A 15,894-nucleotide genomic window follows, 5' to 3' on the forward strand; every position below is an offset into this window, starting at 1 on the left:
CGCCGGCCAGCGCCGCGTCCGCAATCTCCACGCCGACCCTCCGGCCGCCGCGCCGGCGTTCTATACTCGCGCCACTTTCACGGAGCGAACGCATGCATACGGATTCGAAGCGGCAGTGGAGCCTCCTGCGCGCTGGGCTGTTGAGCACCTTGCTGCTGCTGGGCCTGACGTTGGCATTGGGCGGCTGCAAGCGCAACGAATCCGGGCAGTTGCCCGACGCCAGCGGCGAGCCGGTCAAGGGCCAGAAGGAAGCGATGAAGGGCTTCGGCCTGGTCCGCGCCTTCCCCGACCAGACCAGCGACGGCCTGTCGCTGGCGCTGGAGTTCTCGCGGCCGCTGGTCGGCACTCAGGACTTCGACAAGCTGCTGCGCTTCGAGGAAAAGGTCGGCACCGACGACAGCGCCTGGTCGCTGTCCGACGACGGCAAGACCCTGCGCTATCCGTACGTGGAGGCGGCCAAGGACTACACCGTGCTGATCTCCGGCGACCTGCTCGCCGCCGACGGCAGCCGCCTGGGCAAGCCGCTCAAGCAGAAGGTCTATACCGGCGAACTGGAGCCGGCGGTCGGCTTCGCCTCGCAGGGCAGCGTGCTGCCGGCGCGCGAGAGCCGCGGCCTGCCGGTGGTCTCGCTCAACGTGCCGGAAGTGGACGTGGAGTTCATGCGGGTCAAGGAAGGCTCGCTGCCGGCGTTCTTCGCCCAGTACCAGCGCGGCGGCCGCCGCGGCAGCTGGGAGATGGACAGCGAGTACGGCGACCACACCCCGATTTCGCAGCTGGCCGAGTCGGTCTACGTCAACCGCTTCGTGCTCGGCGGCGACAAGAACGAGCGCGCGCTGACCTATCTGCCGATCCAGGAAATCAAGGAACTGCAGGAACCCGGTCTGTACTTCGCGGTGATGAAGCGCCCGGGCCGGTTCGAGAACGAATACGACACCGCGTTCTTCACCGTCAGCGACATCGGCCTGCACGCGCGCGCCTACAAGGACAAGCTGTTCGTGCACACCGCCTCGCTGCAGAGCGGCGAGCCGTTGAAGAAAGTGGAACTGCGCATCCTCGACGCCCAGGGCGAGCTGTTCCTGAAAGGCGAGACCGACGCCAACGGCAACGCGCTGCTGAACTACACGCTCGATGCTGGCCAGGTGCTGGTGGCGCGCAGCGGTACCGACCTGTCGATGCTGCCGTTCAACCAGCCGGCGCTGGACCTGAGCGAATTCGCCGTGGCCGGGCGCGAGAACGCCTGGTTCGACGTGTTCGCCTGGTCCGGCCGCGACCTGTACCGCCCCGGCGAGACGGTGCGCGTGTCGGCGCTGCTGCGCGACAACGACGGCAAGCCGGTGGCCACCAGCGGCAAGGGCGCGCAGCCGGTGTTCCTGCGCTTGAAGCAGCCCGACGGCAAGATCTTCCGCGAGACCCGCCTGCAGCCGGGCGAGCAGGGCTATTTCAGCTTCGAACAGCTGATTCCCGCCGATGCGCCGACCGGGCGCTGGCAGGTGGAATTCCGCACCGACCCGGCCAGCAAGGAAGCGGTGCAGGGCATGACCCTGCGCATCGAGGAGTTCCTGCCAGAGCGCATGAAGCTGGACCTGGACAGCGCGCAGAAGACGCTCAAGCCGGGCGAGCCGTTCAAGCTGCAGGCCACCGCCGCCTATCTGTACGGCGCGCCGGCCGACGGCAACCGCTTCACCGCCAAGCTGGCGGTGGCGGTCGAGCAGCATCCGGTGGAAACGCTGCCGGGCTATTTCTTCGGCGACCCGACGCTGCAGCTGCCGCGCGAAGCCAAGGACGTGATCGATACCGAGTTCGGCGCCGACGGCAAGATCGCCGAGGACCTGGTGCTACCGGACGAGGCCAAGCCGACCAGCACCATCGCCGCGCTGGTCTCGGCCAGCGTCTACGAGACCGGCGGCCGCACCGTCACCCGCACGCTCAAGCGCGTGCTGTGGCCGGCGCCGGCGCTGGTCGGCGTGCGCCCGCTGTTCGACGACACCGACGGTGCCGACGCCAACGCCAACGCGCGCTTCGAACTGATGCGGGTCGACGCGCAGGGCAAGCCGCAGCCAGCCAAGGGGCTGAAGGTGACCTTGGTGCGCGAGCTGCGCGACTACCACTGGGCGTTCGCCGACAACCGCTGGGACTACGACTTCACCCGCCGCTTCGAGAACAAGCAGACCATCGCCGTCGACGCCGGCAACGGCGCGGCCAAGTTCGACTTCCCGGTGGAGTGGGGCGAATACCGCGTGGACGTGTTCGATCCGTCCACCGGCCTGACCACGCGCTATCCGTTCCGCGCCGGCTGGAGCTGGAACGACGAGAACCGCGGCCTGGACGCGCGCCCTGACAAGGTCAAGCTGGCGCTGGACAAGACCGGCTACAAGGCCGGCGACACGCTCAAGGTCACCCTGACCCCGCCGCACGCCGGTCCCGGCGTGCTGATGGTCGAAAGCGACAAGATGCTGTACGTGCAGGACATCGACGTGAAGCCGGGCAGCAGCTTCGAGATCCCGGTGACCAAGGACTGGGAGCGCCACGACGTCTACGTCACCGCGCTGGTGTTCCGCGGCGGTTCGGCGCCGAGCAAGATCACCCCGGCGCGTGCGGTCGGCGTGGCCTTCGTGCCGATGGAACGCAAGACCCGGCGCGTGGCGGTGGGCCTGGTCGCGCCCAAGCAGATGCGTCCGGAGCAGCCGCTGCCGGTGACGGTGAGCGTGCCGGAACTGGCCGGCAAGCAGGCGCACGTGACCATCTCTGCGGTCGACGTGGGCATCCTCAACATCACCCGTTTCCCGGTGCCCGATGCCAACGCGCAGTTCTTCGCGCAGCGGCGCCTCGGGGTGGATGCGTACGACATCTACGGCCGCGTGATCGAGAGCTTCGAAGGCGGCAGCGGCAAGCTGCGCTTCGGCGGCGACATGGCGTTGGCGGCGTTGCCGCAGGCCAAGCGGCCGACCGCGCGGGTGCAGACGGTGGACCTGTTCTCCGGCTCGGTGAAGCTCGACGCCAAGGGCAACGCGCGGGTGCAGCTGCCGGTGCCGGACTTCAACGGCACCCTGCGGGTCTCGGCGCTGGTGTATTCGGACGAGCGCTACGGCAACCGCGACGTGGAGACGCTGGTGCGCGCGCCGATCGTGGCCGAGGCCAGCATGCCGCGGGTGATGGCGCCGGGCGACCGCAGCACGGTCACCCTGGACGTGCAGAACTTCACCGGGCAAGCGGGCGAGTTCAAGGTGCAGGTGGATGGCGAAGGCCCGCTGGCGATCGCCGAGAACGCGCGCAGCGCCAAGCTCGGCAAGGACGGCAAGGCCACCCTCAGCTTCCCGCTGGTGGCGCAGGAGGGCTACACCGTGGCCAAGGTGCGGGTGCGGGTGAACGGCAATGGCTTCAGCGTCGACCGCCGCTACGACCTGCCGGTGCGCGCGGCGTGGCCGTCGGTGCTGCGCGCGCAGACCCGCGTGCTGGATCCGCTGGCGCCGGTGACGCTGGGCATGGGCGATGCCGAGGGGCTGATGGCCGGCTCGGTCAACGCGCGCATGCTGGTCAGCGCGTTGCCGCCGATCCCGTTCGCCAGCGCGCTGCAGGGCGCGCTGGAGTACCCGTACGGCTGCGCCGAGCAGACCACCAGCAAGGGCTACGCTGCGCTGCTGCTCGACGACGCCACCGCCAGGCTGCTAGGCGCCAAGGGCCTGGATGCGGCCAAGCGCCGCGAGCGCATGGAAGGCGCGTTCGGGCGGCTGGCCTCGATGCAGATCTCCAGCGGCCACTTCTCGATGTGGGGCGACGACGGCTACGTCAATCCGGGCCTGACCCCGTACATCGCCGAGTTCCTGCTCGACGCCAAGGACGCCGGTTTCGCGGTGCCCGACAACGTGCTGCAGAAGGCGTTGAACCGGCTCAGCGAGGACCTGCTGTCCGGCGGCAACAACTTCTACGGCCAGGACCGCCGCGAGAACCTGAAGTTCGCCAACCAGGCCTGGTCCGGCTACGTGCTGGCGCGGGTCAACCGCGCGCCGCTGGGCACGTTGCGCGCGCTGTACGACAACGATCGCGGCAAGGCGCTGACCGGCCTGTCGCTGGTGCACCTGGGCGTGGCGCTGTCGCTGCAGGGCGACAAGAAGCGCGGCGAGGCGGCGATCGCGGCCGGCTTCGCCAAGGACAGCGCCGACCGTCCGCGCTACTTCGGCGACTACGGCAGCGTGATCCGCGACGACGCGCTGATGATCGCGCTGCTGCACGAGCGCGGCCTGGCCAAGCCCGAGTACGACGCGCGGGCGGTGGCGCTGGGCCGCGAGATCGACGCGCGCCGCCGCGGCGGCTGGCTGTGGCTGAGCACCCAGGAGCAGGTGGCGCTGGCGCGGATGGGCAAGGCGCTGCTGGCCAACCAGAGCAAGCTGGTGTCCGGGCAGCTGACCATCGGCGACGGCAGCGAAGCGATCGGCGCGGCCAAGGCGTTCGGCCGCCAGTTCGGCGAGGCCGAGCTGGCGCGCGGGGTCAGCTTCGTGCCGCAGGGCGAGGCGCCGCTGTACGCCAGCCTGGAAATCGCCGGCGTCCCGCGCACCGCGCCGGAGGTGGACGAGAGCACGCTGAAGGTGGAGCGCGAGTGGTACGGCACCGACGGCAAGCCGTGGACGCCGCGGCCGCTGAAGGAAGGCGAGGCGCTGATCGTGCGCGTCACCGTCACCTCCAACGTGAGCATGCCCGACGCGCTGCTGACCGACCTGTTGCCGGCCGGCCTGGAGATCGAGAACTTCAACCTGGGCGACGCCAAGCAATGGGCCGACGTGGTGGTGGACGGCATCGAGATCAGCGACCGTTCCGAAGCCGCCGAGGTCAAGCACGAGGAGTTCCGCGACGACCGTTACGTGGCCGCGCTGAGCCTGTCCTCGGGCAGCAAGGCGCAGGTGTTCTACCTGGTGCGCGCGGTGACCCCGGGCACCTACACGGTGCCGCCGCCGCTGGTCGAGGACATGTACCGTCCCGACCTGCGCGGGGTGGGGCGCAGCAGCCCCGGCACGGTCAACGTCGTGCAGCCCTGACGGGGCGCAGCCGGATGCCCGCGCCAGCGGACGTCCGGCTGCACGATGCAGCGGTGACGCGATAGGGCCCTGGTGGCCCTATCTTCGTTTCTGGGTGCGGCGCTACCGGCTGCCGGCTGCAGGTGCCGGCTGCCGCCGGGCGCGGTCGGCGATGACGCCGTCATGGCACGCGCTGCGCGACGCTTTGGCGGCCGTTGCGTCTTTCGCTGGTTGTGCGCGTGCGGGTGTACCGGCGCGGCGCCCCACGGTGCAGGAGACCATTCGCACAGACAGAGCCGATCGCGCGGCTGGCCGACGCTGCGGCGGCTCGCGCATGAAACGCGAAAGAATCCGCAGGTAGTTTGCCGCGGGTCGGGCGGCACTGTTCGCGGCGTGGCGTGCCGCGTACCGCGGGCGAACGCGGCAGTCGTCAGGCCGCGTGGCTGGAGCGGCGCTGCCGCCCGAGACGAAGGTCTGCATGTCGTGCATGTTTTGCACGTTTTATCTCGTTATTGCATGTTTATGCATGATCTAGGTATCATGCGCCGGCACCACTCAGGAGCCTTCCATGCACGACCCATCCTCACCCGCCGCCACTTCCGCCAGTTCCCCCGCGCTGCAGACCGGGATCGGCGCCACCCGCGCCATGTTCCTGCTGTCGGGCATGGCGATGGCCGCGTGGGCGCCGATGGTGCCGTACGTCAAGGCGCGCTTCGCCCTGGACGACGCGCGCCTGGGCCTGGTGCTGCTGGCGTTCGGCGCCGGCTCGGTGGTAGCGATGCCGCTGGGCGGAGTGCTGAGCCATCGCTTCGGCGCCCGCGCGGTGATCGTGACCAGCGCGCTGGCGCTGTGCCTGGCGCTGCCGGCGGTGGCGCTGGCGCCGAGCGTGCCGCTGCTGGTCGTGGCGCTGCTGTACTTCAGCGCCGCGCTGGGCGCGCTCGACGTGTCGATGAATGCGCACGCGGTGGAAGCGGAAAAGCGCGTCGGCCGCGCTGCAATGTCCGGTTTCCATGGCGTGTTCAGCGTCGGCGGGTTGCTCGGCGCCGCCGGCATGAGCGCGCTGCTCGGCAGCGGTGCGCCGCTGCTGGCCTGCACGCTGCTGGTCTCGGCGCTGCTGCTGGGGCTGTTGCTGTGGCAGCGCGGCGGGCTGCTGCGGCAGGCGTCGCCGTCGGCCGAGGCGGTGCCGCTGCGGCTGCCGCGCGGGCCGGTGCTGGTGCTGGGCGCGCTGTGCTTCATCTGCCTGCTGGCGGAGGGCGCGATGCTCGACTGGAGCGCGGTGCTGCTGCGCGAGCACCACGGCATGACGCCGGGCGCGGCGGGCATGGGCTACGCCGCGTTCTCGGTGGCGATGGCGCTGGGCCGGCTGACCGGCGACCGCATCGTGGCGCGGCTGGGGCCGTCGCGCACCGTCGGCATCGGCGCCGCGCTGGCTGCCGCCGGCCTGCTGTTGGCCAGTGTCGGCAGCTCCGCCAGCAGCGGCCTGCTCGGCTGCGTGCTGGTCGGCCTGGGCGCCTCCAACCTGGTGCCGGTGATGTTCGGCGCCGCCGGGCGCATGCCGGGCACCTCGCCGGCGGTGGCGCTGGCGACATTGACCACGCTCGGCTATACCGGCCTGCTCGCCGGGCCGGCGCTGATTGGTTTCCTCGCCCACGCCAGCAGCCTGCCGGTGGCGCTGTGGGCGGTGGCGGGGCTGTTGCTGCTGGTGGCCGCCGGCGCGCGCCTGGTCCGTCGTTGAATCCCCTGTCCCTGGAGCCCGTCATGTCCGCGCCCGCATCTCCGTCCACGCCCCGCATCGACACCGTCGTGTTCGATCTCGGCGGCGTGCTGATCGATTGGAATCCGCGCCACCTGTACCGCCGCCTGTTCGACGACGAAACCGCGATGGAAGCGTTCCTGAGCGAGGTCTGCAGCCCGCAATGGAACGAGCGCCAGGACGCCGGACGACCGTGGCACGAGGCGGTGGCCGAACTCAGCGCGCTGCATCCGGCGCATGCGTCGCTGATCGCGGCCTACCACGCGCGCTGGCCGGAGATGCTCGGCGGTGCGATGGAGGAGACGGTGGCGGTGCTGGAGGAACTGCGCGGGCAGGACCTGCGGCTGTACGCGCTGACCAACTGGTCGCACGAGACCTTCCCGGTGGCGCGCGAACGCTACCCGTTCCTGCAATGGTTCGATGGCGTGCTGGTCTCCGGCGAGGAGCGGCTGGTGAAGCCGGACCCGGCGATCTTCGCGCTGCTGTGCGAGCGCTTTGCGATCGAACCGGCGCGCGCGGTGTTCATCGACGACGCGCCGCGCAACGTGCACGCCGCCGCGGGCATGGGCATGCACGCGCTGCAGTTCTGCGACGCGCCTGGCTTGCGCCGCGACCTGGCCGCGCTGGGCCTGCCGCTGCGCGACGCCGGGCAGGCGCCGTGAGCACCGAACTGGACACGCTGCCGCAGGAGCGCCAGCAGGCGATCCTGCAGCGCCTGCGCGAGCACGGCCGGGTGGTGGCGGCGGAACTGGCGGCGCGCTTCGGCGTCTCCGAGGATTCGATCCGCCGCGACCTGCGCGAGCTCGCCGCGCAGGGGCTGTGCCGACGCGTCTACGGTGGCGCGCTGCTGCCCACGCCCGGCTTCGCGCCGTTGCCGCAGCGGCGCGAGGAGCATGCCGAGCGCAAGCAGGCATTGGCGCAGGCGGCCGCGGCGCTGGTGCGACCCGGGCAGGTGCTGCTGATCGACGCCGGCTCCACCAACAGCGCCATCGCCGCTGCGTTGCCGCTACGTCAAGGCCTGACCGTGGTCACCAACGCGCCGGACATCGCCCAATTGCTGATGCCGCGCGAGGGCTTCGAGATCCTGCTGATCGGTGGCCGCGTCGATCCGCGCATCGGCGCGGCGGTGGGCGCGCAGGCGCTGCAGCAGCTGCGCCAGGTCCACGCCGATCTGTGTTTTCCCGGCGCCTGCGCGATCGATGCCGAGCGCGGGCTGTGGGGCGTGGATGGGGAGGAGGCGTTGTTCAAGCGCACGATGATCGAGGCCAGCGGCGAGACCGCGGTGGTGGTTACCATGGACAAGCTCGGCGCGCTCGCGCCGCACCTGGTGGCCGCGGTCGCGGCGATCGATCATCTGGTGGTGGAGCACGATGCGGCGCAGGCGCTGTGCGCGCCGTTCCTGGCGCAGGCGGTGCAATTGCACCGCGCGGATGCGCCGACGCTGCCGCAGCAGGCAAAATAGCCGCTTCCACCGGGAGCCCGCATGTCACAGGACGTATCCGCCGCCACGCCGCCCGCGCGGCGCACCCGGCGCTGGACGCGCCTGCTGCCATGTCTGCCATGGCTGCGCTGGGGCACGGTGGCGTTGCTGGCCACGCTGTTGCTGCTGGACCTGGCGTTCCCGCTGCCGCTGCCGAAATCGCGCGACACCTCGACCCTGGTGGTGGCCGCCGACGGCACGCCGCTGCGCGCCTTCGCCGACGGCAATGGCGTGTGGCGCTATCCGGCCACCCCGCAGAGCGTCTCGCCGCTGTACCTGCAGGCGCTGCTGAACTACGAAGACCGCTGGTTCTGGCATCACCCCGGGGTCAACCCGTGGGCGCTGCTGCGCGCCGGCAAGCAGTGGCTGTTCTCGCGCCGCATCGTCTCCGGCGGTTCCACCCTGACCATGCAGGTGGCGCGGATCCTGATGCCGGACAACGCCAGCACGCGCACGCCGCTGGGCAAGCTGCAGCAGCTGCTGCGCGCGCTTCAGCTGGAAGTGCACCTGAGCAAGCGCCAGATCCTGCAGCTGTACCTGGAGCGTGCGCCCTACGGCGGCACCATCGAAGGCGTGGACGCGGCGAGCTGGGCCTACCTGGGCAAGCCGGCGGCGCGGCTGTCGCAGGCCGAGGCGGCGCTGCTGGCGGTGTTGCCGCAGGCGCCGAGCCGGCTGCGTCCGGACCGGCACCCGGAGGCTGCGCGCGTGGCGCGCGACAAGGTACTCGAGCGCATGGTCGACCTGCACGTGTGGTCGCGCGAGCAGGTCGACGATGCACGCATCGAGCCGGTGGTGGCGCGTTCGCTGCAGTCGCCGATGCACGCCGCGCTGTTGGCCGAACGCCTGCGCCGGCAGTCGCCGCGCGCCGCGCACATCGTCTCCACCATCGATGCCGACCTGCAGCGCACCCTGGAGGACCGGGTCAGCGCGTACTTCTCGCAGCTGCCGGAGCGCACGTCCGCGGCGCTGCTGGTGGTCGACAACCGCGACCTGCAGGCGCGCGCCTACATCGGTTCGGTGGTGTTCGGCGACCGCAAGCGGCTCGGCGACGTGGATATGGTGCAGGCCTGGCGCTCGCCCGGCTCCACGCTCAAGCCGTTCCTGTACGGCATGGCCCTGGACGACGGCCTGATCCATTCCGAAAGCCTGCTGGTGGATGCGCCGCAGAGCTTCGGCGATTACCGCCCCGGCAACTTCGACGAGGCGTTCAACGGCCCGGTCGGCGCGGCCAGCGCCTTGCGCCTGTCGTTGAACGTGCCGGCGGTGGACCTGCTCGAGCGGGTCGGGCCGGCGCGCTTCGCCGCGCGTCTGGACAACGCCGGCATCGGCCTGAAGTTCCCGCGCGGCAGCACCCCGAACCTGGCGCTGATCCTCGGCGGCACCGGCGCGCAGCTGGAGGAACTGGTCGGCGCCTTCGCCGCGCTGAACCGCGACGGCATCGCCGGGCACGTGCGTTATACCCCGACCGACAAGACCATCGATCGGCGGCTGATGTCGCCGGGCGCGGCGTGGATCGTGCGCGAGATCCTCGAGGCCAATCCGCGACCCGGCTACGGTGTCGGCACCTTCGACGTCGGCACGCGCCCGCGGGTGGCGTGGAAGACCGGCACCAGCTATGGCTACCGCGATGCGTGGGCGATCGGCAGCACCCGTCGCTACACGGTCGGGGTCTGGGTCGGGCGTCCGGACGGCACACCGCTGCCCGGCCAGTACGGCGCGGTGACCGCGCTGCCGCTGATGTTCGAGACCATCGACAGCCTGCCGCGCGCGCGCGGCGACAACGCGCCGCGGCCGATGCCGGGCAACGTGCAGCAGCTGGACGTGTGCTGGCCGCTGGGCATCGCCGCCGAGCAGACCCCGCCGGCGCTGTGCCAGCGACGCTTTCCGGCGTACGCGCTGGACGGCGCGGTGCCGCCGACCTTCGCCGAGCGCGACGCGCGGCTGTGGAGTGCCGGCCGCGACACGGTGCAGGTGGATGCGCGCAGCGGCCTGCGCCTGTCGCCCGATTGCGCGCGGCCGCACCAGGCCGTGCAGCGCGAACTCGCGCGCTGGCCGGCGCTGCTGACGCCATGGCTGCATGCCAGCGAACGCCAGGCCGGACAACTGCCCGCCCTGGCGCCGGACTGCCGCGACGACGGCCGCGGCGGCAACGACGTGCTGCGCATCGAAGGGCTCAACGACCGCGCCACCCTGGCGCGCGCGCCGGGCAGCCCCAGCGTGCGCCTGCAGGTGCGCGCACTGGGCACCACCGCGCCAGTGGACTGGCTGCTGGACGGACGCTGGATCGCGCGCACGGAGGGCGCGCGCAACTTCCAGCGCGACTTCGCCGATGCCGGCGAGCACACCCTGACCGCGCTGGCCAGTAACGGCGCCTGGACCCAGGTGCGGTTCCGGGTGTTGCATTGAGTGTGTCGCTGCGCGAAGCGCGCAGTTCTGGAGGCGCGGCTTCGCCAGTGCCATCCACAGCTGGCGGCTCATTGTGGGAGCGACTTCAGTCGCGACGGGCTTTACCGGTAGCCCTCCGTCGCGACTGAAGTCACTCCTACAAGGGTGCTGTCGTTGTATGCGAAAGGTGTGGTTACGAAGGTTGCCGATGTGTTCGTGGCGTGCTTGCGAGGGGAGGCGGCATCCGAGACGCATCTCCCCTGTAGGAGCGGCTTCAGCCGCGACAGGCACTGCGGAGGGGTCCTGTCGCGGCTGAAGCCGCTCCTACAAAAGCGCGCCCGGTGGGTGGCATCTGGCTGCCGCGCGTCGCGACTGAAGTCGCTCCCACAGGAGTGCTCCGGTTGCCTGCGAAAGGTGGGGGTGTGCGAACGACCGCCGATGTTTGTCGCGGCGTCCTTGCGAACGGAGAAGGCGTCCGAAGATGCGTCTCCCCTGTAGGAGCGGCTTCAGCCGCGACAGGTACTGCGGAGGGATGATGTCGCGGCTGAAGCCGCTCCTACAGAAAGCGCCGCTCCTACAGAAAAGCGGCCTTGGGCAGCGAGGCAGGGCCGGCAGACAAAAAAGTAGCGGCGGCGGGCGGAAAGTGGTGTCCGGCACGCAAAAAAGCGCCCGGCAGGTGCCGGGCGCTGGGGTTTCGGTGCAGACAGCCGGGCGGATTACTTCCCGATCCAGCCTTCCAGCATGTCCGAGAACTCGTCGGCATGCTCTTCTTCCTGGGCCAGGATCTGCTCCAGGATGCGCTTGGTGGTGGTGTCCTTGTCGCCGACGAAGTTGATCATCTCGCGGTAGCTGTCGATGGCGATGCGCTCGGCGATCAGGTTCTCCTTGACCATGTCGCGCAGGTCCTCGCCTTCCTTGTACTCGGCGTGCGAACGCGCGGTCAGGGTGTCGGGGTTGAGGTCCGGTTCGCCGCCCAGCTGCACGATGCGCTCGGCCAGCTTGTGCGCGTGTTCCTGCTCCTGCTGCGCGTGCTCCAGGAACTCGGCCTTGACCGAGTCGGCGAGCATGCCCGAGGCCATGAAGTAGTGGCGGTAGTAGCGCAGCACGCACACGTATTCGGTGGCCAGCGCGTCGTTGAGCAGCTTGATCACCGCCTCGCGGTCGGCGCTGTAGCTCTTGGTGATCGCGCCGTCCTCGATGCTCTGGCGGGCGTTGGCGCGCAGCGTGGCGGTATCGGTGAGGCCGCTGGTGTTCTGCAGCGGCTTGGCGTCGTTGGCTGGCTGGTTGGACATGGCTGGCCGGTTCCTGTGTGGTGGGAGAAGGGGAGTCAGTCGGGGAGATGCTGCAGCACGTAGTCGGCGGCGGAGACCTTGAATTCGCCCGGCGCCTCGACGAACAGCGCGCGCACCACGCCGTGCTCGGCGTACAGCGCGAAGCGCCGCGCCCGCACGCCCATGCCGTAGCTGCTGGCGTCCATCTCCAGGCCCAGCGCCTTGGCGAACTCGCCGTTGCCGTCGGACAGCATCTGCAGGCCGTCGGGCACCAGCTGGCTCTTGCCCCAGGCCTGCATCACGAACGGGTCGTTGACCGCCATGCAGTACACCTCGATGCCGCGCTTGCGGAACTCCTCGAAGTGCTCGACGTAGCCGGGCAGGTGCTTCTCCGAACAGGTCGGGGTGAACGCGCCGGGCACCGCGAACAGCAGCACGCGGTGGTCGTCGAACAGCGTGCGGGTGTCCACCTGCTCCACGCCTTCGCGGATGCGTTGCAGGACCACTTCGGGAATGCGTTCGCCGGGCTGGATGGGCATGTCGGGCTCCTTGGATGAATCGAGTCTAGAAATCGGCATGGAAAGGCAGCGTCAAGGCCCTTGAAAAGCGCAGGCCCATTCCTATCTGGCTGGCATGGCGGCCGGCTGCCCCGGCGCCGCGAACCACCCGTCAGGGTCTATCCCATTCACGTTTTCACGTTGCAGGAGACTACGAGATGAGCATCGTCCGTTATCGCCAGTGGCCGGCCCAGGCCGCATTCCAGAACGAGATCAAGCAGGTGTTCGACCGCTTCTTCGACCCCAACGGCGGCACCGACGAATCGGCCGTCGTCACCGCGCAGTGGGTGCCGCGCGTGGACATCAAGGAGGAGCCGGAGCGCTTCGTGCTGTACGCCGACCTGCCGGGCATCGACCCGAGCGAGATCGAGGTGTCGATGGACAAGGGCATCCTGTCGATCAAGGGCGAGCGCAAGAGCGAATCGGCCGCCGACAGCGAGCGCTTCTCGCGCATCGAGCGCCGCTACGGCAGCTTCCACCGCCGCTTCGCGCTGCCCGACAGCGCCGACCCCGATGGCATTTCCGCCACCGGCTACCATGGCGTGCTGGAAGTGCGCATCCCCAAGCGCCCGGCGAGCACGCCGCGCCGGATCCAGGTCGACACCGGGGCCACGATCGTGCAGTAAGCGCCCGCCCGCGCCGGCGTCGCCACGGCGACGCCGCGCCTTCGCGGCCGGCCAGTAGAATGGGCCGGGCGATGGTGCAGAGCATGCAACCGGCCCGTTGCCGCAAGGCGGCGGGCCGACTCTTTTTGAGGTGATGGATGGAATTCAAGGATTACTACGCCACCCTGGGCGTGGAGCCCAGCGCGGGCGACGCCGAGATCAAGACCGCGTACCGGCGGCTGGCGCGCAAATACCATCCCGACGTCAGCAAGGAGGCCGGCGCCGAGGACAAGTTCAAGGCCATCAACGAGGCCTACGAAGCGCTGCGCGATCCGCCTAAGCGCGCCGCCTACGACCAGCTGCGCGCGCAGGGCTACCGGCCCGGCGAAGAGTTTCAGGCCCCGCCCAACTACGGCGGCGCGCAGGGCTACGACTTCGAGGAAGTGTTCGGCAACGGCGGCGCCGGCGGCGGCTTCAGCGATTTCTTCGAGAGCCTGTTCGCGCGCCAGCAGCGCGCGCGCCAGGGCGGCGCCGGTCCCGGTCCGGGCGCCGCCCCGCGTGGCGACACCCGCGCCAAGCTGGCGGTGCCGTTGGAAGCGGTCTACAGTGGCGACAGCGTGCGCATCACCATCAACGGCAAGCAGCTGGACGTGCGCGTGCCCAAGGGCGTGCGCCCCGGCCAGGTGATCCGGCTGAGCGGGCAGGGCAACGGCGGCAGCAACCTGTTGCTGGAGATCGAGTACGCCGCGCACCCGCAGTTCGAGGTGGACGGGCTCAACATCCTGTACACCCTGCCGGTGACGCCGTGGCAGGCGGCGCTGGGCACCAGCATCAGCGTGCCGACCCTGGGCGGTGCGGTGGAGCTGAAGATCCCACCGGAGTCGGACGCCGGGCGCAAGCTGCGCCTGCGCGGCCGCGGCCTGCCGGGCACCACGCCGGGCGACCAGATCGTCGAACTGGAAGTGCTGGCACCGGCGCCGGAGACCGAGGCGCAGCGCAAGGCGTATCGCACTCTGGCCAAGGCGTTCGGCGAGGCGGTGTGAGGCCGGGATTCGGCATTGGGGATGAACGGCCTGCCGGCTGTGAAGCGCTTCGGCAGTTTCCCAGGCCTGCCGCGGCGTCTGCTTCCTATGGGAGGGGCTTCACTGTTAATGCGTCGGGGCTGAAGCCCCTCCTACAAAAGCGTTGGGTCGAAGCGCATGCTCGCTTCGGCTGCATCCAATCCCCAATCCCGAATTCCCAATCCCGGCTCCTCACCCCTTCGGCCCATCCTCCCCACTGAACACCCGCTCGATCACCTCGGACAGTTCGTCCTCGGAGAACGGCTTGGTGATGTAGGCGCGGGCGCCCTGGCGCATGCCCCACATGCGGTCGGTGTCCTGGTCCTTGGTGGTGACCAGGATCACCGGGATGTTCTGCGTGCTCGGCTCGCGGCGCAGGGTGCGGGTGGCCTGGAAGCCGTTGAGGTTGGGCATCACCACGTCCATCAGCACCAGGTCCGGCAGCGACGCCTTGGCCGCTTCCACGCCGGCGGCGCCGTCGGTGGCGGTGATCGTTTCGTGGCCCAGCTTTTCGACGATGCGCTGGATGCCGAGCAGCTGCGACGGCGAATCGTCGACGATCAGGATGCGTGCCATGTGTCCCCCCTTGGATAGCCGAGTGTAGTGGCAGCGACGCGCGGCCGGAAAGCGCTGCGCGTCACAAACCCCCGGCGGCGTCTACGCGGCCGCATCCAGCCGCACCACGGTGCGCCCGAACGACTGCCCGGCCAGCATCGTCGCGAACACCTCGGGCAGCCCGGACAGGTCCACCTCGCGGGTGCAGATCGCGTCCAGGTGGCGCGGTTTCCAGTCGCTGCCCAGGTGCTGCCAGATCAGGTCGCGCAGGTCGCGCGCGGTGCCGGCCGAGCCGATCCCCAGCAGCGATACGCCGCGCAGGATGAACGGCATCACCGTCATGTCCAGCTCCGGGGTCGCCGCCAGCCCGGCGCTGGCGACGTTGCCGTACGGCGCCGTCTGCGCCAGCAGGCTGGTCAGCATCGCGCCGCCGACGTTGTCCAGGCCGCCGCCGAAGCGCACCGACTCCAGCGGGCGTTTAGTCTGCAGCGCGTCGCGGCCCAGCACCTGGCTGGCGCCCAGCGCCTTCAGGTGCTCGGCGCGGTCGGCCTTGCCGCTGACCGCGTGCACCTCGAAGCCGGCGCGGCTGAAGATGTCGATCGCCAGCGAGCCGACCCCGCCGGTGGCGCCGGTCACGCACAGCGGGCCGTGGTCCGGGGTCTGCCGGTTGTCGAGCAGGCGCAGCAGCGCCAGTGCCGCGGTGAAGCCGGCGGTGCCCAGCACCATGCTCTCGCGCAGGCTCAGCCCGGCCGGCAGCGGCACCACCCACTTGGCCTCCAGCCGCGCGTATTGGCTGTAGCCGCCGTCGCGGGTCTCGCTCAGGCCGCAGCCGGTGACCAGCACCGCATCGCCCTCCTTGAACCCCGGGTCGGTCGAGGCGACCACGTGCCCGGCCACGTCGATGCCGCCCACCAGCGGGAAGCGGCGCAGGATCTTGCCCTGGCCGGTGCCGGCCAGCGCGTCCTTGAAGTTCACCGACGACCAGGCGCCGCGGATCACCACTTCGCCCGGGCTGAGCTGGTCCAGGGCCACCGGCTCGACCGCGGCGCGGTAGCCGGCGTCGTCCTGGTGGATGCGGAAGGCGGGGAAGCTGGCGGGGACGGACATGGCGAAAACCTTGGTCGGCACGACGGAATGCACCAAGATAGCCCTTTCGAAACGTCGGATCTGCCCCATCTTGTAGAATCGGCGACTCACTTACGGTGACCGGCGCGGACC

General features: G+C 70.2%; 11 protein-coding genes. 7 read left to right on the forward strand and 4 right to left on the reverse strand.

Going from position 1 to position 15,894, the window contains the following annotated elements:
- Positions 1-92 precede the first annotated feature (92 nt).
- The 5 genes from NUG20_RS06280 (at position 93) to pbpC (ending at position 10,648) form a co-directional block, all read left to right on the forward strand.
- On the forward strand, positions 93-5,030 hold the full coding sequence (locus NUG20_RS06280; protein ID WP_263397528.1) for an alpha-2-macroglobulin family protein: 4,938 nt from the start codon (positions 93-95) through the stop codon (positions 5,028-5,030).
- Positions 5,031-5,577: 547 nt separating this feature from the next.
- Positions 5,578-6,744: an MFS transporter gene (locus tag NUG20_RS06285; protein ID WP_263397529.1), complete on the forward strand. Its 1,167-nt coding sequence runs from the start codon at positions 5,578-5,580 to the stop codon at positions 6,742-6,744.
- A gap of 23 nt (positions 6,745-6,767) precedes the next feature.
- On the forward strand, positions 6,768-7,424 hold the full coding sequence (locus NUG20_RS06290) for an HAD family hydrolase (RefSeq protein WP_263397530.1): 657 nt from the start codon (positions 6,768-6,770) through the stop codon (positions 7,422-7,424).
- A complete protein-coding gene (locus NUG20_RS06295) occupies positions 7,421-8,224 on the forward strand; it encodes a DeoR/GlpR family DNA-binding transcription regulator (protein WP_263397531.1) in 804 nt (267 codons plus the stop codon). Before NUG20_RS06290 ends, NUG20_RS06295 begins: the two co-directional genes overlap by 4 nt.
- 21 nt (positions 8,225-8,245) lie before the next feature.
- Positions 8,246-10,648, forward strand: coding sequence for a penicillin-binding protein 1C (pbpC, locus tag NUG20_RS06300; protein WP_263397532.1), 2,403 nt, complete (start codon positions 8,246-8,248; stop codon positions 10,646-10,648).
- 695 nt (positions 10,649-11,343) lie between these two features.
- On the opposite strand, the gene NUG20_RS06305 is transcribed toward pbpC, so the two are convergent.
- The gene (locus NUG20_RS06305; RefSeq protein ID WP_263397533.1) at positions 11,344-11,919 is read right to left on the reverse strand and encodes a ferritin-like domain-containing protein; all 576 of its coding nucleotides are present in this window, start codon (positions 11,917-11,919) and stop codon (positions 11,344-11,346) included.
- Between the two features lie 35 nt (positions 11,920-11,954).
- Positions 11,955-12,437, reverse strand: coding sequence for a peroxiredoxin (locus NUG20_RS06310; protein WP_263397534.1), 483 nt, complete (start codon positions 12,435-12,437; stop codon positions 11,955-11,957).
- Positions 12,438-12,613: 176 nt separating this feature from the next.
- Between NUG20_RS06310 and NUG20_RS06315 the strand changes: the two genes are divergently transcribed.
- Entirely contained in the window at positions 12,614-13,081 is a 468-nt protein-coding gene (locus NUG20_RS06315) for an Hsp20/alpha crystallin family protein (protein WP_160946351.1), read from the forward strand.
- Between the two features lie 137 nt (positions 13,082-13,218).
- Positions 13,219-14,103: a DnaJ C-terminal domain-containing protein gene (locus tag NUG20_RS06320; protein ID WP_263397535.1), complete on the forward strand. Its 885-nt coding sequence runs from the start codon at positions 13,219-13,221 to the stop codon at positions 14,101-14,103.
- A 210-nt stretch (positions 14,104-14,313) separates the two neighbouring features.
- On the opposite strand, the gene pilH is transcribed toward NUG20_RS06320, so the two are convergent.
- Together pilH and NUG20_RS06330 are read right to left on the reverse strand one after the other, a co-directional pair.
- On the reverse strand, positions 14,314-14,697 hold the full coding sequence (pilH, locus tag NUG20_RS06325) for a twitching motility response regulator PilH (RefSeq protein WP_263397536.1): 384 nt from the start codon (positions 14,695-14,697) through the stop codon (positions 14,314-14,316).
- Between the two features lie 81 nt (positions 14,698-14,778).
- Entirely contained in the window at positions 14,779-15,783 is a 1,005-nt protein-coding gene (locus NUG20_RS06330) for an acrylyl-CoA reductase family protein (RefSeq protein ID WP_263397537.1), read from the reverse strand.
- Between the last annotated feature and the right edge of the window lie 111 nt (positions 15,784-15,894).

This window comes from Xanthomonas sp. CFBP 8443, from assembly GCF_025666195.1.
GTDB lineage: Bacteria > Pseudomonadota > Gammaproteobacteria > Xanthomonadales > Xanthomonadaceae > Xanthomonas_A.